This window comes from Rhizobium johnstonii 3841 (genome assembly GCF_000009265.1).
GTDB classification, from domain to species: domain Bacteria; phylum Pseudomonadota; class Alphaproteobacteria; order Rhizobiales; family Rhizobiaceae; genus Rhizobium; species Rhizobium acaciae.
In genome coordinates this window covers 774,995-794,905 of record NC_008378.1, presented here as the reverse complement: position 1 = coordinate 794,905, position 19,911 = coordinate 774,995, and the positions used below count along the sequence as shown (strand labels likewise).

At 62.3% G+C, this 19,911-nt stretch carries 17 protein-coding genes; 10 read left to right on the top strand and 7 right to left on the bottom strand.

The genetic code is table 11. The features are described 5' to 3' along the window. Positions 1-53: 53 nt before the first annotated feature. Together RL_RS36545 and RL_RS36540 are read right to left on the bottom strand one after the other, a co-directional pair. A complete protein-coding gene (locus RL_RS36545; RefSeq protein ID WP_011649480.1) occupies positions 54-461 on the bottom strand; it encodes a hypothetical protein in 408 nt (135 codons plus the stop codon). 133 nt (positions 462-594) lie between these two features. Next, complete coding sequence (locus RL_RS36540) at positions 595-885, bottom strand: hypothetical protein (RefSeq protein ID WP_041937032.1); 291 nt, start codon at positions 883-885, stop codon at positions 595-597. A 249-nt stretch (positions 886-1,134) separates the two neighbouring features. Between RL_RS36540 and RL_RS36535 the strand changes: the two genes are divergently transcribed. Beyond that, complete coding sequence (locus tag RL_RS36535) at positions 1,135-1,542, top strand: hypothetical protein (protein ID WP_244432421.1); 408 nt, start codon at positions 1,135-1,137, stop codon at positions 1,540-1,542. Positions 1,543-1,629: 87 nt separating this feature from the next. Here the strand turns inward: RL_RS36535 and RL_RS40340 are convergent, their stop codons facing one another. The 3 genes from RL_RS40340 to treZ all read right to left on the bottom strand — a co-directional run bounded on the left by RL_RS40340 (position 1,630) and on the right by treZ (position 5,651). Continuing rightward, positions 1,630-1,791, bottom strand: a complete 162-nt coding sequence (locus RL_RS40340; protein WP_165422426.1) for a hypothetical protein — start codon at positions 1,789-1,791, stop codon at positions 1,630-1,632. Between the two features lie 195 nt (positions 1,792-1,986). Continuing rightward, entirely contained in the window at positions 1,987-3,852 is a 1,866-nt protein-coding gene (gene malQ, locus RL_RS36530) for a 4-alpha-glucanotransferase (protein ID WP_011649476.1), read from the bottom strand. Between the two features lie 29 nt (positions 3,853-3,881). Continuing rightward, positions 3,882-5,651 carry a malto-oligosyltrehalose trehalohydrolase gene (gene treZ, locus RL_RS36525; protein WP_011649475.1) on the bottom strand — a complete coding sequence of 590 codons (1,770 nt, stop codon included), beginning with the start codon at positions 5,649-5,651 and terminating at the stop codon, positions 3,882-3,884. 199 nt (positions 5,652-5,850) lie between these two features. Here treZ and RL_RS36520 point away from each other — a divergent pair, with 199 nt between their 5' ends. Continuing rightward, on the top strand, positions 5,851-6,132 hold the full coding sequence (locus RL_RS36520) for a type II toxin-antitoxin system ParD family antitoxin (RefSeq protein WP_011649474.1): 282 nt from the start codon (positions 5,851-5,853) through the stop codon (positions 6,130-6,132). Then, entirely contained in the window at positions 6,132-6,437 is a 306-nt protein-coding gene (locus RL_RS36515) for a type II toxin-antitoxin system RelE/ParE family toxin (protein WP_011649473.1), read from the top strand. The genes RL_RS36520 and RL_RS36515 overlap by 1 nt, the downstream gene beginning before the upstream one ends. Before the next feature lie 46 nt (positions 6,438-6,483). On the opposite strand, the gene RL_RS36510 is transcribed toward RL_RS36515, so the two are convergent. Both RL_RS36510 and RL_RS36505 read right to left on the bottom strand, forming a co-directional pair. Continuing rightward, on the bottom strand, positions 6,484-8,160 hold the full coding sequence (locus RL_RS36510) for a response regulator (protein ID WP_011649472.1): 1,677 nt from the start codon (positions 8,158-8,160) through the stop codon (positions 6,484-6,486). Between the two features lie 10 nt (positions 8,161-8,170). Continuing rightward, positions 8,171-14,470, bottom strand: a complete 6,300-nt coding sequence (locus RL_RS36505; protein WP_011649471.1) for a HAMP domain-containing protein — start codon at positions 14,468-14,470, stop codon at positions 8,171-8,173. Positions 14,471-14,682: 212 nt separating this feature from the next. Here RL_RS36505 and RL_RS36500 point away from each other — a divergent pair, with 212 nt between their 5' ends. From RL_RS36500 to RL_RS36470, 7 genes are all read left to right on the top strand, one after another. Next, positions 14,683-15,147 carry a hypothetical protein gene (locus RL_RS36500; protein WP_011649470.1) on the top strand — a complete coding sequence of 155 codons (465 nt, stop codon included), beginning with the start codon at positions 14,683-14,685 and terminating at the stop codon, positions 15,145-15,147. A 78-nt stretch (positions 15,148-15,225) separates the two neighbouring features. Next, positions 15,226-15,507, top strand: coding sequence for a hypothetical protein (locus RL_RS36495; RefSeq protein ID WP_011649469.1), 282 nt, complete (start codon positions 15,226-15,228; stop codon positions 15,505-15,507). Positions 15,508-15,682: 175 nt separating this feature from the next. Beyond that, positions 15,683-16,294 carry a helix-turn-helix domain-containing protein gene (locus RL_RS36490; protein WP_011649468.1) on the top strand — a complete coding sequence of 204 codons (612 nt, stop codon included), beginning with the start codon at positions 15,683-15,685 and terminating at the stop codon, positions 16,292-16,294. After that, positions 16,294-16,932 carry an RES family NAD+ phosphorylase gene (locus RL_RS36485; RefSeq protein WP_011649467.1) on the top strand — a complete coding sequence of 213 codons (639 nt, stop codon included), beginning with the start codon at positions 16,294-16,296 and terminating at the stop codon, positions 16,930-16,932. The genes RL_RS36490 and RL_RS36485 overlap by 1 nt, the downstream gene beginning before the upstream one ends. 156 nt (positions 16,933-17,088) lie before the next feature. Further along, positions 17,089-18,114 carry an ABC transporter substrate-binding protein gene (locus tag RL_RS36480; RefSeq protein ID WP_011649466.1) on the top strand — a complete coding sequence of 342 codons (1,026 nt, stop codon included), beginning with the start codon at positions 17,089-17,091 and terminating at the stop codon, positions 18,112-18,114. Then, complete coding sequence (locus RL_RS36475; RefSeq protein WP_011649465.1) at positions 18,111-19,151, top strand: FecCD family ABC transporter permease; 1,041 nt, start codon at positions 18,111-18,113, stop codon at positions 19,149-19,151. Before RL_RS36480 ends, RL_RS36475 begins: the two co-directional genes overlap by 4 nt. After that, positions 19,148-19,909, top strand: a complete 762-nt coding sequence (locus tag RL_RS36470) for an ABC transporter ATP-binding protein (protein ID WP_011649464.1) — start codon at positions 19,148-19,150, stop codon at positions 19,907-19,909. The genes RL_RS36475 and RL_RS36470 overlap by 4 nt, the downstream gene beginning before the upstream one ends. The last annotated feature ends 2 nt before the right edge of the window (positions 19,910-19,911 follow it).

The window sequence follows — 19,911 nt, the reverse complement described above, 5'->3', positions numbered from 1 at the left end:
TTCGATAATGAAGGGTCGGCCATAATCGTGATGCTGACAATCCTGAAATCTTGTCAGAGGCGCTCGCGGATCGTGTCGTAGAGATCCCTTAACTCACGCAGTGCGGGTTGATGCCGATGGCGCGGCAGGGCGGCGCGACGAACGGCGAATGCAAGCGCGCCGGCGACAGCCGCGACGAGCAGAAGCGTCGAGGCCGGGTAGAGCTTCACCGTTGCCTCCGTCTGACGCATGGCTTTGCCGGCATTTCCCTTTGCCGATCGGGCAGCATCGAGGACCTGCTGCTGGAGAGCGCTGATCTGCTTTCGCAGCACGCCGAGCTCTTCGCCCAGGTCATGATCAGGCTGCCGGGGAACGCCGACGAAGGCCGTATTCGTATCGATGACGGCTTTCGGAACGGGGTCGCCGATCTTGGCCCCCTTAGTGTCGAGGATCGTCGTCTCAGTGCTCTTGCGGCGCGGCATGATCATTTCTCCTTCCTAGAGCTTGATGCCGAAAGGTGTAAGCGGGCGGTCTTCAGCCGACATCATGCTCTAACTATCTAATGTAGAATAAGATTCAGATTTTAGGGCCGGCCGGGCCTAAAATCATACTGTTCTAGTCGTCGTCGAGCGAGAAGACGGGCCGGTAGTGACGCGCGGCGATCAGCAAGCTCCGGTCGGGCTGGATGATGTAGATCTCCTCTACCTCGCGTCCCCACTGATCTGTGAAGGTGTGGGGGAAGGAAGAGCCCGCGGGTGATTTCGTCAACTTCGTGCGAGGCTGGCCACTATACGTGATGCTGCCGGGAATGGGCGCCAGTCCGGCCGACGAATAGTTGCCTGCGCTGGTGGTGCAGCCTGCAAGCACAACCGCAAAAACCAGCCCAAATGCTATGCTCCGCTTCATCGATCCCTCCAGCTGCCTTGTCTTCGCGCGGCACTCGGTTTTATCGTCAATGTAACATGGGACGACAGACATTGTTCCAGAATTTGGCCGGAGACATCAATGCAGGCGAGACTTCGGCCCGAAACCGGAACGAGGCGCCATCGCCTCGTTCCGTCGAAGCGCATGCAGTCGCCTATCCTCTCACGTTGACGTTGAATTTTTCGGAGACCAACTGGTAAATCCGAGAATATGCGCGGATATGATGAACGGATGAACCGTACCAACGCGGCGTGTGAACAAAAGGAAGTTCGGGCGATGCTAGCAAGACCAGCCGGATATGCCGGGGCCGCAATCGCTGCTCTGTGGTCGGCCCGCCAGGTGGGCCGACTTTATTCCTCCACCGAACCGTTCGGTCCTGAGCTCATGAATGTTGCAAGAAATCTCGGCATTTTCATTCTGCCGGCGCTCGTTCTTCTCCTGGCGGGGCCTTTCAGGATGTGGTTCGACAAATTTGCGCCGCTGTACCCCTTAGTGCTCGGAGCCGGTGTCCTCAACATCTATATGCAAGACGATGCGCTGGCTGCCGGTCTGCCGATGATCGTGCTCGTCTACCCCTTCCTGGTGGTCTTTGCGCTCGCCTACTTGTTGCGCGGGCGAGTGTCGGAAATGCGCAATTGAATCCTGCGGCGCCCCGCGGACGAGTGACTCCCATCTCACCTCTAGCCACTCCAGAAGAAGTGCGAAGCGGTTTTCCCGCGAAAGGCTCTAAAACTCGTCGCTGCGACGCCTCACGGCGTGCTTCAACGCCACCATATGCCTTCGCCGCTCCAGCATGTAATCGGCATATCCGACGCAGATGAACAGCAGCGTGGGGCCGGCGTAGATGATGATCAGAGCCAATGCGATAAGGATGAATGCGCTCGTCATGGTCTTGTTTCCCATCAATATTGGTCGCCGCATCTGAAGCGGCGAGAGCGGACTGGTCCTCATCTCGGCAATGCCTGTCCTTATTCCTTCAAAATTCGCCGGCTTCCTATTCGTTCCCTGCGCGAAGCGATTTCCATATGCGCGGCGGGTCCTATCGAACGACAATGATGAAGCGGACGGCTCGCCCGGCCTTAATCACTCCCGCGGCCGTTCCTCCCGCATTGCCGCCGTCACGCTCTTGAGCAGCGGGCTCGACATCAGATCCGCGAGCAAAACCGATAGCTTCGGCTTCCAGTTCGGATAGCTGTCGCTGGTGCCTGGCACATTGGTTGGCCCTTTTTCGTCGGTGAGATCGGCGAGACGGACCGCGGCGAGAAGCGAGGGCGTCCTAGCGATGAAGCGATAGCCGCTGACGGTCAATTCCCTCAGCGTCTCCTCGCTTGCCCGCGCCTGGGAAAGCCTGGCCGGCAGTTCGAGGCCGGCAGCCTTCAGCACCGCTTTCAGGTTCCTCCGCTCGCACTTGCGGTCTTCGAGATGTTTTTCAGTGAGATCGGGCGGCACGATGCCGTGTTCGCACCGGGCCTGAATGTCGGCGCCGCGCCACCAGCCGGCAAGGGTCTGGTGGTCGTGCGTCGAAATGCAGGCCAAAGCCAGGACGGGATAGACGTCCACCGGCTTGAAGCCCTTCTCGTCCTGCTCATAGGAAAGGATGCGGTAGGAGAGAATGTGGGCGGCTGCCAGATCGTCCTGCAATCCCTTGGGGATCAGTCCAAGGTCTTCTCCGATGACGAGGCATCGATGCTCAGTGGACACCTCGGCGAGGATCTGCAGAAGCCGATCCGCGGGATAGCGCACATAGGCGCCGCCGTCCGGCCCGCTGCCCGATGGCACCAGGAAGAGGCGGCGAAGCGCTGCGGCATGGTCGATACGGATGGCGCCCGCATATCGCATGGCAGCGCTCACCATGCGCCGGAAAGGCGACATTTCTCCCGCCGCGATCGCGGAAGGCAGATATCCGGCGAGATGCCAGTCCTGCCCGTTCACGGCGAATGGATCGGGCGGGCTGCCGATCGTGGCCTTCGCGACATAGATATCCGGCTCGCTCCATGTCGCCGAGCCGTCGACCGCCTCCCCGACGGCAAGATCGAGATAGAGCCCGATCCGCATGCCGGCCTTCCGCGCCCGGTCCGCCGTCTGCATCAATTGCCGGTGGGCAAGCCACTGCAGCCACATGTGGAAACCGACATCGTCCACGTGTCCGCGCTCGAATTCGGCGACGGCGGCGCTGTCGAAGCGCTGGAAATCGGCCGGCCACCCTTGCCAGCCGGCGCCCGCCCCGCGCTCGACCATGGAAAACGACAGGCATTCGAAAAGCGCGTGCAGTCGCAGGCTGTTACCGCCTTGCACGACGAAGGCGTCGAAATCGGCCGGATCATAGGCCTCGTCAATCAGGCTGCGCTGTCGCCAGACCGGCCAGAGATCGCGCAGGACCGTCAGCTTGATCTGTGCGACGCCGGCGTAGTCGACGAGATCGGTTTGGCGAAGGCTTGCCAATTGCCGTTCGAGTTCGGGACTGCAGGCAAAACCCGGCAACCGGTCGACCGCGATATAGAGCGGGTTGAGATGCTGGCGGCTCGAGGGCTCATAAGGGCTGCAACGCTCGGGATCGGCGAGAAACGGCGCATGAAGCGGGGTGAGGCCGATGAAATCGGCGCCCAGCGATCCCGCGAGATCCGCCATATCGGACAGATCCTCGAAATCTCCTATGCCCCAGTTGCGTGCCGAACGGAGTTCGTAAAGTTGCAGGCTTATCCCCCAGACGCGCGTGTTGGAAAGGAAATCCGGCAGAAATGACGTGGCGATCTTCTTAGCCGCAGGCTTGGGCTTCCACCGCAGCGCGCCGGTCTCGTGATCTGCCGCTCCCGGCACGTCGATCTTCAGTGCCGAGAGGATCTTGCGTTTGGTCTCGCCTGATATCGCCACCTCCCGATTGTCGGGACTGGGCCTCGTCAGGCTGATGCCGTGCCGGCGGGCGAGCTTGTCGAGCTCAGCAGATTTCATCGTTCGATCGCCTTCCTGTCAGCACGCCGTCACGCCTCGCTGATGCTCCAGATCACCGTCCAGGGCACGAGATTGCCGCCATCGCTGCCGCCGAGACGGAAGATCGTCTCGCCATCGCTCCGCTGCGAGACGAGCGGCGCCGCCTCGGCGCCGAGGTTGGCGTGCAGATGAAGACGCCGGTTTTGCGCCAGGGTCCAATCCACCGCGAGCGCGCTTCCCGCCGAGCGATAGACCGCGTTCCCGGCGCCAGCGCCTTTCAGCAAAGGCACGATCCTGCTGTGCCGGAGGTCGAGAAGCGTCCTGTAAAAACCAAGGACCTCGGAAGAGGCGAGTTTCGACCAGTCCAGCTTGGCGGCGGCGAAGGTCGATGGCGCTGTCGGGTCGAGAAGATCGTCGGCGTCGAAGCCCGGGAGACGGGAAAGCTCCTCGCGACGGCCTTTCCTGACCTTCTCGTTCAGATCCTCGTCGAAATCGCAAAAGAAGGGGAAAGGTTCTGTGGCGCCCCATTCCTCCCCCATGAACAGCATCGGGATCTCAGGCGCCAGCAGGTAGATGGCGGCGACGGCCCTAACGACATCAGCCGGGCTCGAAGCCAGAACCCGATCCCCCAGCGCCCTGTTGCCGATCTGGTCATGGTTCTGGATGAAGGAGATGAAAGCGGTGGGCGGCAGATGGCCGCTCGGCCTGCCGCGGCTTCCGCCGCGGTACGGCATATGTTCCCCCTGAAACACGAAACCTTCCGCCAGCGCCCGGCCGAGCTTGCCGGCGTCACCGGCGTAATCGGCATAATAGCCGAAGGTTTCGCCGGTGGCAGTGATATGCAGCACATGGTGCACGTCGTCGTTCCACTGAGCGGTGAACAGCTTCACTTCCCCGTTTTCGTCACGCGTCAACAGGTCGCTGTCGTTCTCCTCGTTTTCGACGATCAGATGAACATGCCGGTCGCCGGCCGCGGCCCTGACGCGGCGGGCAAGCGCGTGAAGCAGATGCTCGGCGCTGTCGTCCTTGATGGCGTGGACGGCATCGAAGCGGAAACCGTCGAGCCTGAACTCGGTGATCCAGTAGATGGCGTTTTCGATGATGAACTCGCGGATCATCTCCGATCCGTCGCCATCGTAGTTGATGCCGTTGCCCCAGGGCGTCTTGTGGTGGTCGGTAAAGAGCGGCGCATAGGCAGGGATATAGTTCCCGTCAGGCCCGAAGTGATTGTAGACCACGTCCAGGAAAACCGAGATGCCGCGCTGGTGCGCTGCGTCCACCAGCGCCATAAAATCTTCCGGCCGGCCGTAGCTGCTGTCCGGAGCATAGGGAAGCACGCCGTCATAACCCCAGCTGTAACGGCCGGGAAATTCACTCAGCGGCATGATCTGCAGCGCCGTAACGCCCAGCGCCTGCAGATGGTCGAGCCGCTCGATCGCGGCCTTGAAAGTACCCTCCGGCGTGAAGCTGCCGATATGCATCTCGTAGATCACCATCTCTTCCCAAGGGCGCCCCGTCCAGTCGCTCGTCTTCCAGCGATAGAAGGAAAGGTCGACCACTTCGCTCGGCCCGTGCACATCCTGCGGCTGAAACCGCGAGGCGGGATCTGGTATTTCGAGACCGTCCGGCAGGACGAAGCGGTAGCGCTTACCGACACTGGCATCCGCGACCGTATAGTGGTGCCAGCCGTCCTCGACCGCCTGCATCGGCCGCGGATCAGCGCATTCGATCGTCAACGACACGCTTTCATGCAGGGGAGCCCAGAGGCGGAATAGAACACCCTCTTCGGTGAATGCCGGTCCGAACGTCATTTGGGTCAAAGGAAAGCCTTCGATGAAATGGGGTTGGGATTTGGGTAACTTTTGTCAGGGCAAAAAGTTTCGCAGGCACGGAGAGCGCAAAGCGGCCCCGTCGCGAGGCGCGCCGCCGGCAGACACCCTAAGAGTATGATTCCATCCTATCGGGAGTAGGATTTTATCCTATCGCGTGCTATAAACCTGCAAAATAGGAGTGTAATCGATGCGTTCGACGCAACAGATGAGCATCACGTTGCCCGTGGAAATGGCGAAGCGCGTTAAACAGCGGGTGTCTAACGGTGATTACGCCTCGGAGAGCGAAGTCATACGCGAGGGACTTCGGGCTTTGCAGGAACGCGAGAATGCCGTCGAGCATTGGCTGCGAACAGAAGTTGCGGCCACCTATGATGCCTACAAGGCCGATCCCACCAAGGCCAAGCCCCTCGATGAGGTCTGGAAGCGCCTCGAAGCGCGCATGGACGAAATCGATCGGGAAGAAGATTGATGAAGCGCTATAGTATCCGCCTTACTGATGAGGCGGAATTGGATTTGGCGAGCATCTATAGTTTCGTCCGCAAGACATCCGCATCTTCTACCGTCGCCCGCGATTACGTGGCACGGATCAAGACCTTTGTAAGTGGATTCGAAACGTACCCCGAGCGCGGCAGCATCCGCGATCATGTCCGACCCGGGTTACGCATTGTCGGTTTCGAGAGCCGTGTAAGCGTGGCGTTCGTGGTTGAGCCCACCGAGGTTGTTGTCCTCCGCATCCTCTATGCCGGGCGGCAGTTTGAAAGCGACGAGGGTTAGAACTGGCCCAGAACGCAACACACCCAGTACATCCCCACTTCGATCGTCAAGCCGCCGCGACTTTGCCCGAGAGCGCCTGATCCATCGCTGCCTGAAGCTGTTCCTGCGTGAATGGCTTCTTCATCCGCAGCATCCGGCCGAGGCCATGGTCTTCGGAAAACTCGGCGTAGCCCGAGGCTAGGATGATGGGCAGGCCTGGAAAGGAGGAGCGAAGGTGACGTGCAAGCTCGGCGCCCGTCATGCCCGGCATGGCATGATCGGTGATGACGAGATCGCAACCCTGTCCGTCGGCAAAGAATTCCAAAGCCTGGGAAGCGGAAGACGCTTCCTGCGGCAGGTGCCCGAGATCCTCCAGCATCGCCACGGTTCCCGTCCTCACAAGAGCGTCGTCGTCGACCACCAGAATGGCAAGCGGCCGCGACGCCGGTTTCAAAGGCTCCGTCGCCGGAGGCTCGACGGGAGGCTGCACCTTGACGAATGTCTCGGCAACGGGCAGCCACAGCGAAACGGTCGTGCCCTTGCCCCTGACGCTCGATATCTGGATCGAGCCGCCGGATTGCGCTGCCAGGCCGTGCACCATCGACAGGCCGAGACCGGTGCCCTTGCCGACCCCTTTGGTGGTGAAAAACGGTTCGGCGGCACGCGAGACCGTTGCCTCGTCCATCCCCTCGCCATCGTCCGAAACCGAAATCCTGATGTAATTTCCGCCCGCGAGGCCGGCCGGCCGGGCGTCTTCGGCTGCCGCCGCGGCCACCGTCACGGCTCCGCCGCTTTCGAGCGCATCCCGCGCATTGACGAACAGGTTAAGCAGCGCCAGTTCCAGTTGGTTGCTGTCGACTAGGAGGGGCGCCAGATCCGCCGGGATGCTTTTGCGGATTTCGATGCGCGGCCCCACCGCCTTGGCGAGAAGATCCTCGACGTTTTCGAACAGCCTGAAGAAGTCGACTGCCTGCGGCTTGAGCTCCTGGCGGCGTGCGAAGGCAAGCAGGCGCTGGGTCAGCGCCGTGCCGCGCTCGGCCGCCTGGATCGCATTCGTCACCAGGCGTTCGCTGCGTTCATCGGCCGGAAGCCGCTTCTTCAGAAGGTTGAGGCTGCCGAGAACTGCCATCAGGAGGTTATTGAAGTCGTGCGCCACGCCGCCCGTCAGGTGGCCGATCGTGTCGAGTTTTTGCGCCTCGAACAGTTGTGCGAGCGCTTCTTCGCGCTCCCGCGTCCGTTGATCGATCCGGTGCTCGAGCTCCTCGTTGAGCTCACGCAACTGCGCTGCCGAGGCCTCGAGCTCGGCGGTGCGTTGGTGAACGCGCGCCTCCAGCTCAACGTTCAGGCGTTCGAGTTCCCTCGTCTTCCTGTAGAGATCGGCAAAGACCCGCACCTTGGCTCTCAGCACTTCGGGTACGATCGGGACGGAAACGTAGTCGACCGCGCCCACCGCATAGCCGCGCAGCCGGTCCGGTTCCGCCAGCATGACGGCGGAAACGAAGATGATCGGCGTGTTCTGATAGCGCGGATGCTGCCGGATCATGCTGACGAGCTCGAACCCATCCTGTTCGGGCATGCAGACATCGACGAGGATCACCGCGATTTCGGTGCGCAATAGGTGCTCGAAGGCTTCGCGAGCGGATTGCGCCTTGATGAGGTTTTCTTGGAGCTCTTCGAGAATGACCTCGTAACTCAGGAGCTTTGCCGGTTGGTCGTCGACGAGGAGGATGTTGACGGGGTTCATGGCCAGATCCTCAGCGATGCAACCACATGCGAAGAGCCGACAGAAGCTGTTCGGTATTGACCGGCTTCGCCAGATAGTCGGACGCGCCCGCTTCCAGGCATTTCTCGCGGTCGCCCTTCATCGCCTTGGCCGTCAGCGCCACGATCGGCAACCGCCGGAACCGGGGTTCCGAACGGATGACCTGCATCGTCTCGTAGCCGTCCATTCCAGGCATCATGATGTCCATCAGCACGATCGCGACAGAGGGTTCGTTGTTGATGACGTCGATGGCTTCGCTGCCGGTCGTCGCGGTCAGGACTTTCATTCCCCGGCGTTCGAGAACGCTGCTCAGCGCGAAGATGTTGCGGGCATCGTCGTCGACGAGCAGCACCGTCTCGCCGACCAGATCCTCGTCCGAGCTGTGCAGTTCCTGCAGCGTCGCCTGTTTTGCGGCTGGCAGGTCGGCGACCACCCGGTGCAGGAACAGAGCCGTCTCATCCAGGAGACGTTCGGGCGACTCGACCCCCTTCACCACGACGCTGCGGGCCATGCTGTGCAGCGCCGCGTCTTCCTCGGCGGAAAGCTCCCGGCCGGTGAAGACGACCACCGGCACCTCGCCGATCTCGGCGTCGTCGCGCATCTGCTCCAGCACGTCGAAGCCGGACATGTCGGGAAGGGAAAGGTCGAGCACCACGCAATCGGCGGAATTCTGCCGAAGGGCGGCGAGAGCCTCCGATCCGGAGCCGACGCTGGTGATATCGATGTCGTCATGTCCGAGAAGGGCGGTGACGCTCAGACGCTCGGCCTCGTTGTCCTCCACGAGCAGCAGATGCTTGCGGCGCGGTTGTGCATAGGCCTTCAATCGCGACAGTGCCTTGCCGAGGCCTTCCGGGGTCGTCGGCTTGCTCATGAAGGCGAAGGCGCCGCGGGTCAGCCCATGCTGACGATCCTCGTCGAGGCTGATGATCTGGACCGGAATATGCCGCGTTTGCGGATTCTGCTTGAGCTGGCTCAGCACCGTCCAGCCGAGCATGTCGGGCAGGAAGATGTCGAGCGAGATCGCCGCCGGCCTGTAGTCCTGCGCGAGTGCGAGCGCATCGCTGCCGCGCATCGCCACCAGAACCTTGAATCCATTGTCGCGGGCGAGATCCACCAGGACGCGGGCGTAATGCGCATCGTCCTCGACGACGAGCAGCACCGAGTCGCCGGCCGCTATCTGATGGCGATCGTCTTCGACATGTTCGGTCGGCTTTTCGGCGCGGCGGTGTGCTGCCGCCTCGGCGAATTCCACGACATTTGCCGGCGGAACGGACTTCGGCGCAACTGCGCCGGCGCCGACATAGGTGAGTGGCAGATAGAGAACGAAGGTGCTGCCGACACCGGGGGTGCTGCGCAGCTGGATCTCGCCGCCGAGCAGGTTTGCCAGTTCGCGGCTGATCGCCAGGCCGAGGCCTGTGCCGCCATATTTGCGGCTTGTCGAGGCATCCGCCTGCTGGAACGCCTCGAAAATGATGCGCTGTTTTTCAGGCGGTATGCCGATGCCGGTATCGACGACTTCGAAGGCAATGACCGAAGGCGCGTGTTTGAGCGAGGGATGGTCGGACGACCAGCCGCTCGTTGCCGATGCGACGCGAAGCGTCACACCGCCCTGCGCGGTGAATTTGAAGGCGTTCGACAGCAGGTTCTTCAGGATCTGCTGGAGGCGCTTCGAATCCGTGATGATGCTCTTGGTGATATCGGCGCCGACCTCGACCGCGAACGACAGGTTGCGATTTTCGGCTTCGTGCCGGAACGGCCGGGCCATGACTTCGAGCAGGTTGCTGACCGAGATCTCCTCGGCATCGACCGAGACCGTTCCTGACTCGATCTTCGACAGGTCGAGGATGTCGCTGATGAGGTTCAGCAGATCGGTCCCCGCGCCATGGATGGTCTTTGCGAACTCGACCTGTTTGCCCGAGAGGTTGCCATCCGGGTTTTCTCCCAGCTGCTGGCCGAGAATGAGAATCGAATTCAAAGGCGTGCGCAGCTCGTGAGACATGTTGGCGAGGAATTCGGACTTGTACTTCGATGTCAGCGCCAGCTCGGTCGCCTTCTCTTCCAGCGCGCGCCGGGCCTGTTCGATCTCCTGGTTCTTCGCCTCGACTTCGACGTTGCGCTCCTCCAGCTGCTGCGCCTTCTGCCCGAGCTGCTCGTTGGTCTGCTGCAGCTCGCGCTGCTGCGTCTGAAGCTCGGCGGCGAGCTGCTGGGACTGCTTGAGCAGGCCTTCGGTCTGCATGGTCGCTTCGATCGAGTTGAGGACGATGCCGATCGATGTCGTCAGCTGATCGAGGAAGGACAGCTGCAGCTCGGTAAATTCGCCTGCGGAGGCAAGCTCGATCACCGCCTTCACCTGCCCCTCGAAATGCACCGGCAGAACGATGGCGCTTCTCGGCAGGGTCATGAACACGCCGGAGCTTATCGGAACGACGTTGTCGGGAAGGTCGGTGACCAGGATGCGGCGGGCGTCGCTGGCGCACTGGCCGACAAGTCCCTGGCCGAATTCGAGGCGGGCCGGGTGCGCCGCCTCGCCGCCTTTCGCGTAGACGGAAAGCAGCGACAGGACCGGCTGCCGCTCGTCGGCATCCACCTGGTAGATGACCCCCTGATGGGCGCCGACCAGCGGCGCCAGCTCCGACAGCAGCATCTTGCCGACCAGTGTCAGGTCGCGCTGCCCCTGCAGCATGTTGGTGAAGCGCGCCAGGTTGGTCTTCAGCCAGTCCTGCTCGGTGTTGCGCTCGGTGGTGAGCCGGAGGTTGTCGATCATCGTGTTGATGTTGTCCTTGAGCTCGGCCACTTCGCCGCGCGCGTCGACCTTGATCGAGCGCGTCAGGTCACCCTTGGTGACGGCGGTCGCCACCTCGGCAATGGCGCGCACCTGCGTCGTCAGGTTTGCGGCAAGCAAGTTGACGTTGCCGGTCAAGTCCTTCCAGGTTCCCGCAGTACCCGGAACATTCGCCTGACCGCCGAGGCGGCCTTCCACGCCCACCTCACGCGCAACCGTGGTCACCTGATCGGCGAAGGTCGCAAGCGTGTTGGTCATGTTGTTGATGGTCTCGGCAAGGGCGGCCACCTCACCCTTCGATGCGACGGTGAGGTTTTGCTTGAGGTCGCCGTTCGCGACCGCCGTCACCACCTTGACGATGCCGCGGACCTGCTCGGTCAGGTTGGCGGCCATGACGTTGACGGTGTCGGTCAGATCCTTCCAGGTGCCGGCGACACCAGGCACCTGCGCCTGGCCGCCGAGCTTGCCTTCGGTGCCGACTTCGCGGGCGACGCGCGTCACTTCGCCGGCAAAGGCATTCAACTGGTCCACCATCGTGTTGATGGTGTTCTTCAGTTCGAGGATTTCCCCCTTCACGTCGACGGTGATCTTGCGCGACAGGTCGCCGCGCGCCACGGCCGTCGTCACTTCGGCGATGTTTCGAACCTGGGTCGTCAGATTGGCGGCGAGCAGGTTGACGTTGTCGGTCAGGTCCTTCCAGGTGCCGGCGACACCGGGAACGACGGCTTGGCCGCCCAACCTGCCATCGGTGCCGACTTCGCGGGCAACACGCGTCACTTCGCCGGCAAAGGAGCGAAGCTGATCGACCATGGTATTCAACGTATCCTTCAAGAGCAGGATTTCGCCGCGCACGTCGACCGTAATCTTGCGCGACAGGTCGCCATTGGCGATGGCGGTGGCCACCTCGGCGATGTTGCGCACCTGCGCCGTCAGGTTGCCGGCCATGGAGTTGACGCTGTCGGTCAGATCCTTCCAGGTGCCGGCGACGCCGGATACCTGCGCCTGGCCGCCGAGCTTGCCTTCGGTGCCGACTTCGCGGGCGACGCGCGTCACTTCGCCGGCAAAGGCATTCAACTGGTCCACCATCGTGTTGATGGTGTTCTTCAGTTCGAGGATTTCTCCTTTCACGTCGACGGTGATCTTGCGCGACAGGTCGCCGCGCGCCACGGCGGTCGTCACTTCGGCGATGTTTCTGACCTGACCGGTGAGGTTGGAGGCCATGGAGTTGACGTTTTCGGTGAGGTCCTTCCAGGTGCCTGCGACACCCGGCACCTGCGCCTGACCGCCGAGCTTGCCTTCGGTGCCGACTTCGCGCGCGACGCGCGTGACTTCGGAAGCGAAGCGGTTCAGCTGATCGACCATGGTGTTCAGAGTTTCCTTGAGCTCGAGGATTTCGCCCGAGACCGACACCGTGATCTTCTTCGACAGATCGCCATTGGCGATCGCGGTCGACACTTCGGCGATGTTGCGCACCTGCGCCGTCAGGTTGCCCGCCATGGAATTGACGCTGTCGGTCAAATCCTTCCAGGTGCCGGCAACGCCGAGCACATTGGCCTGGCCGCCGAGCCGTCCTTCGGTGCCGACCTCGCGCGCCACACGCGTCACCTCACCGGCAAAGCCGTTGAGCTGATCGACCATCGTGTTGATGGTCTCCTTCAGTTCGAGGATTTCGCCCGACACCGTGACGGTGATCTTCTTGGAAAGGTCTCCCTGCGCGACGGCAGTCGCGACTTCGGCGATGTTGCGCACCTGCCCGGTCAGGTTGGAGGCCATGGAATTGACGCTGTCGGTCAGGTCCTTCCAGGTGCCGGCGACGCCGCGCACATTGGCCTGGCCGCCGAGCCGGCCCTCGGTGCCCACTTCGCGGGCGACGCGGGTCACTTCGGAGGCGAAGGCGTTCAACTGGTCCACCATCGTATTGATGGTTTCCTTCAGTTCGAGAATCTCGCCCTTCACGTCGACGGTGATTTTCTTCGACAGGTCGCCATTGGCGATCGCGGTCGAGACGTCCGCAATATTGCGCACCTGCGCCGTCAGGTTGCCGGCCATGGAATTGACATTCTCGGTCAGATCCTTCCAGGTGCCGGCGACACCGCGCACATTGGCCTGGCCGCCGAGCCGTCCTTCGGTACCGACTTCACGGGCAACGCGCGTCACTTCCGACGCGAAGGCATTGAGCTGATCGACCATCGTGTTGATCGTTTCCTTCAGCTCGAGGATTTCTCCCGACACCGTCACCGTGATCTTCTTCGACAGGTCGCCATTGGCGATCGCGGTCGAGACCTCGGCGATGTTGCGCACCTGCGCGGTCAGGTTCGAGGCCATGGAATTGACGTTGTCAGTGAGGTCCTTCCAGGTGCCGGCGACGCCCGGCACCTGCGCCTGGCCGCCGAGCCGTCCTTCGGTGCCCACTTCGCGTGCCACGCGCGTCACCTCGCCGGCAAAGCCGTTCAGCTGGTCGACCATCGTGTTGATGGTTTCCTTGAGCTCCAGGATTTCACCCGAGACGTCGACGGTGATCTTGCGCGACAGGTCGCCGCGCGCCACGGCCGTGGTCACCTGGGCGATGTTGCGGACCTGGGCGGTCAGGTTGCCGCACATGGCGTTGACGGAATCGGTCAGGTCCTTCCAGGTGCCGGCGACGCCCGGCACCAGGGCCTGTCCGCCGAGCTTGCCTTCGGTGCCGACCTCGCGCGCGACGCGCGTCACTTCCGAAGCGAAGGATCTGAGCTGATCGACCATGGTGTTGATCGCTTCCTTGAGCTGCAGGATTTCGCCGCGCACGTCGACGGTGATCTTCTTGGAAAGATCGCCATTCGCAACGGCGATCGTGACGTCGGCGATATTGCGCACCTGCGCCGTCAGGTTCGACGCCATCGAGTTCACGCTTTCGGTGAGGTCCTTCCAGACACCGGTCACTTCCGGCACCTGCGCCTGACCGCCGAGTTTTCCGTCCGTGCCGACCTCGCGCGCGACGCGCGTCACTTCCGATGTGAAGACGCTCAGCTGCTTGATCATCGTATTGACGATATCGGCCGAGCGCAGGAATTCGCCTTTGAGCGCCCGCCCGTCAACGTCGAGCGGCACGGTCTGCAAGAGATCCCCCTTGGCGACCGCGGTGATCGTGCGCGTGACGGCCGTCGTCGGCCACAGGAGATCGTCGATCAGACCGTTGATCGATCCTTCCATTTCAGACCAGGAGCCGTCCGACAGGCCGAAACGCACGCGCGTGCTCGTTCGCCCGTCTCGGCCGACCACCTGCCCGACGTGCTCGAGCTGCTGGGCCATGCGCTGATTGGCGGCAATGATGTCGTTGAGGGCATCGGCGACCTTGCCGGTGAGGCCTGTCAGGTCGGACCGCATCCGTACGGAGAAGTCGCCGCGCCTGACCGCGACGAGGACTTCCAGAAGTGCGCTGGCGTCGTCGAACGCCATTGTTTTGTGGTCATGCCCATTGAGGCTGTCTACCGCAACGCTTTCGCGCGCGAATTCGCTAGTTTGGTTGCTCACGAAAATCCCCCTCTTCGACGATCGGTAATTTAGCGCTCAACTCAGAAAATGGTATGGGCCTTCCCGTATACAGCTTATCATGATTCAACGCTTAAAATGAGCCCGGTAGTTGCAGGTATCGAAAATGCCCGCTGGAAACCGTCTGGCCGGAATTTGCGGTTTTTCGTGCGCGGGGGAACACTTGCCTGCCGGCTGTCGTTTCAGTCCTGACAATGGAGAGCGACATGTCGAACGTCTCGAGGACAGGCAAGGAAGAGATCAACAACGCGACCAGCCCAACCACCTTTGGAAAGTCGGTCGAGAGCCAGGCGCAAATTAAGGATGCGGCTGTGCAAGCGTCGCCCGACGCTGGCGGCGAGATGCTCAACATCTACCGGTTGGAGCCGGTCGCCGCACCCGACGATCCGCGATGGGACAATTCCCCCGGACATGGTACCGTCGTCGTCGCCGCCAGAACGCCCGGTGACGCCAGGATCGTCGCAGCGGCGCGCGAACTCGACTTCATGGAAGTGGATGCGGCTCCCGCCGAGGATGTGACGACGGTTAATGCCAGCGCCTTTCGGGACGACAAGCTCTACACCGTCATCGAGATTGATCGGAACAGGCGCGATGTCATGCGCGGGATCGTCGACGGTGTGGTCACCATCGACACGATCCGACCGGTTCAAACGGACTGACGCAGCAATATCCCCGGCGCAATCGGCGAGGCGCCGGAGCGTCACCATCGCAGATCCTCTCGTTTCCTCGGAGTTCTCATGAATACGGCCAACCTCCAGCTCAAGGGCCTGATCATGGCCATGGCGGCGATATGTGATGCGATCGTCGAGAAGGAACTGCTGACCAGCGGGGAACTCAATGCCGCGCTCTCGAAAGCCACAAAGGCAGTCGAGGAGGACGACGACCATGAACTGTCGGACGCCAACCGCGCCGCAATCCTGTTCCCCATCCGTGTGCTGCAGCTCGCCGAGGAGGCAGGCAGGAAAGGCGAACGGTTGACGTTTTCGGACTATGCCAAGCTCGTGGCAAAGCTGACCTGAACATGTTTGAGAGCTTTACCTTGATGCTGTAGACATCGGGGCGAATTGGCTTCCGATCCCGCACCGAGGATCGGGGCCGGCCGTTCCTCTTCACGGCCATCCAAGCACCACACCAGAGGTTGACTTCATACCATGAATAACCATATAAATACCTTGTCAACCGAGGAGCCGCTCAATGGCCCGCCACGCATCCGGTCCCGTCACAGTGCAGGAAGAGCCGAATTCCATCAGGACCGCGTTTCTGCGGCGTGCGACATCGGCGCTGGAGCGCATTTCGGCGAATGTGCCGGCAAAGGACCTCGCCGACGCGCTTTCAGCCCCGACCGACGCCGGTTCGTTGGCACAGCTTCTCAGCCGCTCGGATATGGTGGGCGCAGCGATAAACGATCTCGACCCGCTGGTTCCGGCGCTGGCTCGTAACGTCGAGCATCGGCAAAATCTTGTCGAACGGGCCGGAGGGACGATGTCGGCCGAGGACGCCGGACGTATCCTCGGCATCAGCAGGCAGGCGGTCGACAAGAGGCGGCGGGCTGGCACGCTGCTTGCCGTACGCGAGGGCAGCGACTGGCGCTATCCGCTCTGCCAGCTGGATCAAGGTGAGGTGATCGGGGGGATTTCCGACGTCGTGCGTGGTTTTGCCGCCGCCGGTCCCTGGGTCGCATTGGATTTTCTGCTTGCTTCCGATACGGCTCTCGGTGGTCGGACAGCCCTGCAGGCGCTCCGCGACGGCGATCGTGAAGCAGTCCGGCGTCTGATCCGCATTGAAACCTCCGACGGCTTTGCCTGATGCCGGCAAATGCAGGCAGAGGGCCGTCGGGAGCTGCACTGCCCCCGCCCCCTTGGCTCGCCCATTCGCCATTGCCGATCGACCTCATTGCGGCCGGGCAGGTTCTCCATAGGGTCCATCGGACGCATCTCGATCCCATCTTCTTTGGACCCGGCCCCGGGATTGCCGCCACCAATCGTTTCGACAGCGCCAGCGGACGTTTCGGAATTCTCTATGTCGGGATGAGCCGCAGGGGAGCGCTTGTGGAGACGATCCTGCGCAATCCCCAGCGGTTGATGGTGTCCATGACCGAAATCACCACCCGCGCCATCAGCGAACTCAGCTGTATCAGACCGCTGAGGATCGTGCGCATGCACGGAACCGGCCTGCAGGCACTCGGCACCGATAATGCCATTTCCACCGGCCCTTACGAACCATGCGGCCATTGGACCGACGCGCTTTGGGACCATGCCGACCGGCCGGACGGTCTCGCCTACCAGTCGCGCCACGATTCGAACGAGATCTGCCTTGCCCTTTTCGAACGTGACGACATGGCGTTCAACAGAAAGGGCACGCTTCCGCTCTCCGGCATCCTCAAGGAGCTTGCCGCGATCCTCGAAGTCTACAGCAAGTCGCTGTCACCGGTCAGCCCTGTTTAGACGGCGAACGCTGCTGCAGTTCAACGGATGATGGCACGTTGCCCTCGCCGCAATGCGCTGCAATTTTGCGATAAGTTGATTTGTTTGGTCTTGTTTTCTGCCTGTTTCTGAGGCTATACGGCGGCCGGATATACTCACGCACCGGGGAATTTCTTCGTGACCAGCCTTAAATCGCTTCTGGCCGCCTGCGGCCTCTCCGCCATCATCGGCCTTGCCGCAAATCCGTCTTTGGCCGGTTCGACGACCTACCCGCTGACACTGGAAAACTGCGGCGCGCAGGTGACTTTCCAGAAGGCGCCCGAACGGGTGATCGGCCTCGGCCAGAACAGCGCTGAAATTCTGCTGCTGCTCGGCCTTCAGGACAAGATGGCTGGCACGGCCTTCTGGCCGAGCAAGGTCCTGCCGCAGCTCGCAGAAGCCAATGCCAAGGTCAAGCTTCTGACCGTCGAGATGCCGACCTTCGAATCGATGCTCGCCGAAAATCCCGACTTCGTGGCGGTGGCCTTGCCAAGCCTGGTCGGGCCGAACAGCAAGATCGCCAAGCGCGAAGATTTCGACAAGGTGGGCGTCGCGACCTATCTCTCGCCCAGCACCTGCCTCAGCACCAAGGACGTCAAGGACCAGTACGGCAGCCGCGCCGAGCTGTGGAACATGGATCTTCTCTACAAAGAGATCGACGAACTCTCACAGATCTTCGATGTCGCCGATCGCGGCCAGGCACTGATCGCCGACTTCAAGGCGCGCGAAGCCAAGCTTCGCTCCAGCGTTTCGAAGGACGGCAAGAACCTTTCCTACGTCTTCTGGTTCTCCAGCCCCAGTCCGTCGGCCGACGCCTATCTCGGCGGCAAGAACAGCGCGTCCGGCTTTATCGCCGACCTGCTCGGCGGCCACAATGCGATATCGGCGGAAGCAGAATGGCCGACGCTCGGCTGGGAAGGCATCATCGCCTCCAATCCCGACGTCATTGTCGTCGCCAGTCTCGACCGCAACCGCTGGGAACTCGACAAGCCGGAGGCCAAGATCAATTTCCTGAACACCGATCCGGCCGTCAGCCAGATCCCCGCCGTCAAGAACAAGGCGATCGTGATCATGGACGGCCAGGCCATGAACCCGACCGTCCGCACGGTCTACGGCGCTGAGCAGGTGGCTGGCCAATTGAAGGCTCTCGGTCTGTTGAAGTGACTGAAGCGGGCCGTATCTTCCGGCAGCTGGGAGCCGTCCTCGCACTGCTCCTCGCCTCTTTCTGCCTCATCGCTATCGCCATTGGCGTCAGCGTCGGGATCGGCGACCTGCCGATCCCGCTTGCAACCACGTTTTCGGCCGTCACCAACCGGCTCGGATGGACCGCGATCGAGCTGAACCGCATCCATGAGACCGTCATCTGGGATTATCGCCTGAGCCGCGCGCTCGTCGCCGCCTTCTGCGGCGCGGGTCTGGCGCTGTCGGGCGCGATCATGCAGTCGCTGCTGCGCAACCCGCTTGCCGAACCCTATGTGCTCGGCATCTCCGCCGGCGCCTCCACCGGCGCCGTCGCGATTGTCATCCTAGGGATCGGCTCGGGCGCGGTGTCGCTCTCGGCCGGCGCATTCGCCGGCGCTTTCGCAGCCTTCTTCTTCGTGGCGCTGCTCTCGAACGGCACGCGCGGCGGCGCGGATCGCACCATCCTTGCCGGCGTCGCCGCATCGCAGCTCTTCAACGCCTCGACCTCCTATATCGTCACCACCTCGGCCAATGCGCAGCAGGCCCGCGACGTCATGTTCTGGCTGCTCGGCAGTTTCGGCGGCGTGCGCTGGCCGGAATTCGCGCTGGTCTCGGTCGTCGTCGGCATCGGCCTCGTCGGCTGCCTGTTTTATGCCCGCGTGCTCGACGCTTTCGCCTTTGGCGACGAGGCGGCATCCTCGCTCGGAGTCAATGTCGGCCGTGCGCGGATGGTGCTCTTCGCGCTAACGGCGATGATGACGGCCACAATCGTCAGCATGGTGGGCTCGATCGGCTTCGTCGGCCTCGTCGTGCCGCATGTCGCCCGCTTCGTCGTCGGGCCGCTCCACATTCGTCTCCTGCCGGCCTGCGCCATCGCGGGGGCGATCTTCATGGTGTTCGCCGACATCGCCGCACGCGCCCTCATTCCCGGCCAGATCCTGCCGATCGGCGTCGTCACCGCCTTGGTGGGCGTCCCCTTCTTCTCGATCATCCTCTACCGGTTCCAGCGCGCATCATGAGCATCAAGGCCGACAACCTCATCTGGAAAATTGGCAGGAAGACCATTCTCGATGGCGTTTCCATGGAGGCGCAGCCTGGCCGGATGCTCGGCCTGCTCGGGCCGAACGGCTCGGGCAAAACCTCGTTGCTGCGGATTCTCGCCGGCCTGAAGCGGCCGCATTCCGGCCGCGTCACGCTCGACCGCAGCGATATCGGCACGATCAGCCGTCGCTCGATTGCCCGGCGGATCGCCTTCGTCGAGCAGCATGCGACGACCAATGCCAACCTGAAGGTGGTCGACGTCGTCAAGCTCGGAAGGTTTCCGCACCGATCGATGTTCTCGGGCTGGACGAGGGCCGACGAAGAGGCGGTCGAAGAGGCGCTGGCGCGCGCCGGCATGGCGGAGAAACGCGACGATCGCTGGCAGAGCCTGTCGGGCGGCGAAAAGCAGCGCACCCATATCGCAAGGGCGCTCGCCCAGTCGCCCCAGGAGCTGATCCTCGACGAGCCGACAAACCATCTCGATATCCAGCACCAGATCGGCCTGATGCGGCTCGTCTCCGGCCTGCCGATTACCAGCATCGTCGCCCTGCACGATCTCAACCATGCCGCCATGTTCTGCGACCAGCTGATCATCATGCAGCATGGCAGGATCGTCGCCTCCGGCGCGCCGCAGGACGTGTTGAGCGAGGATCTTTTAAGGAATGTCTTCTCCGTCGAGGCCCGTATCGAAACCTCTCCCTATCATTCGCGCCCGCATATCCATTATCTCAGGTGACG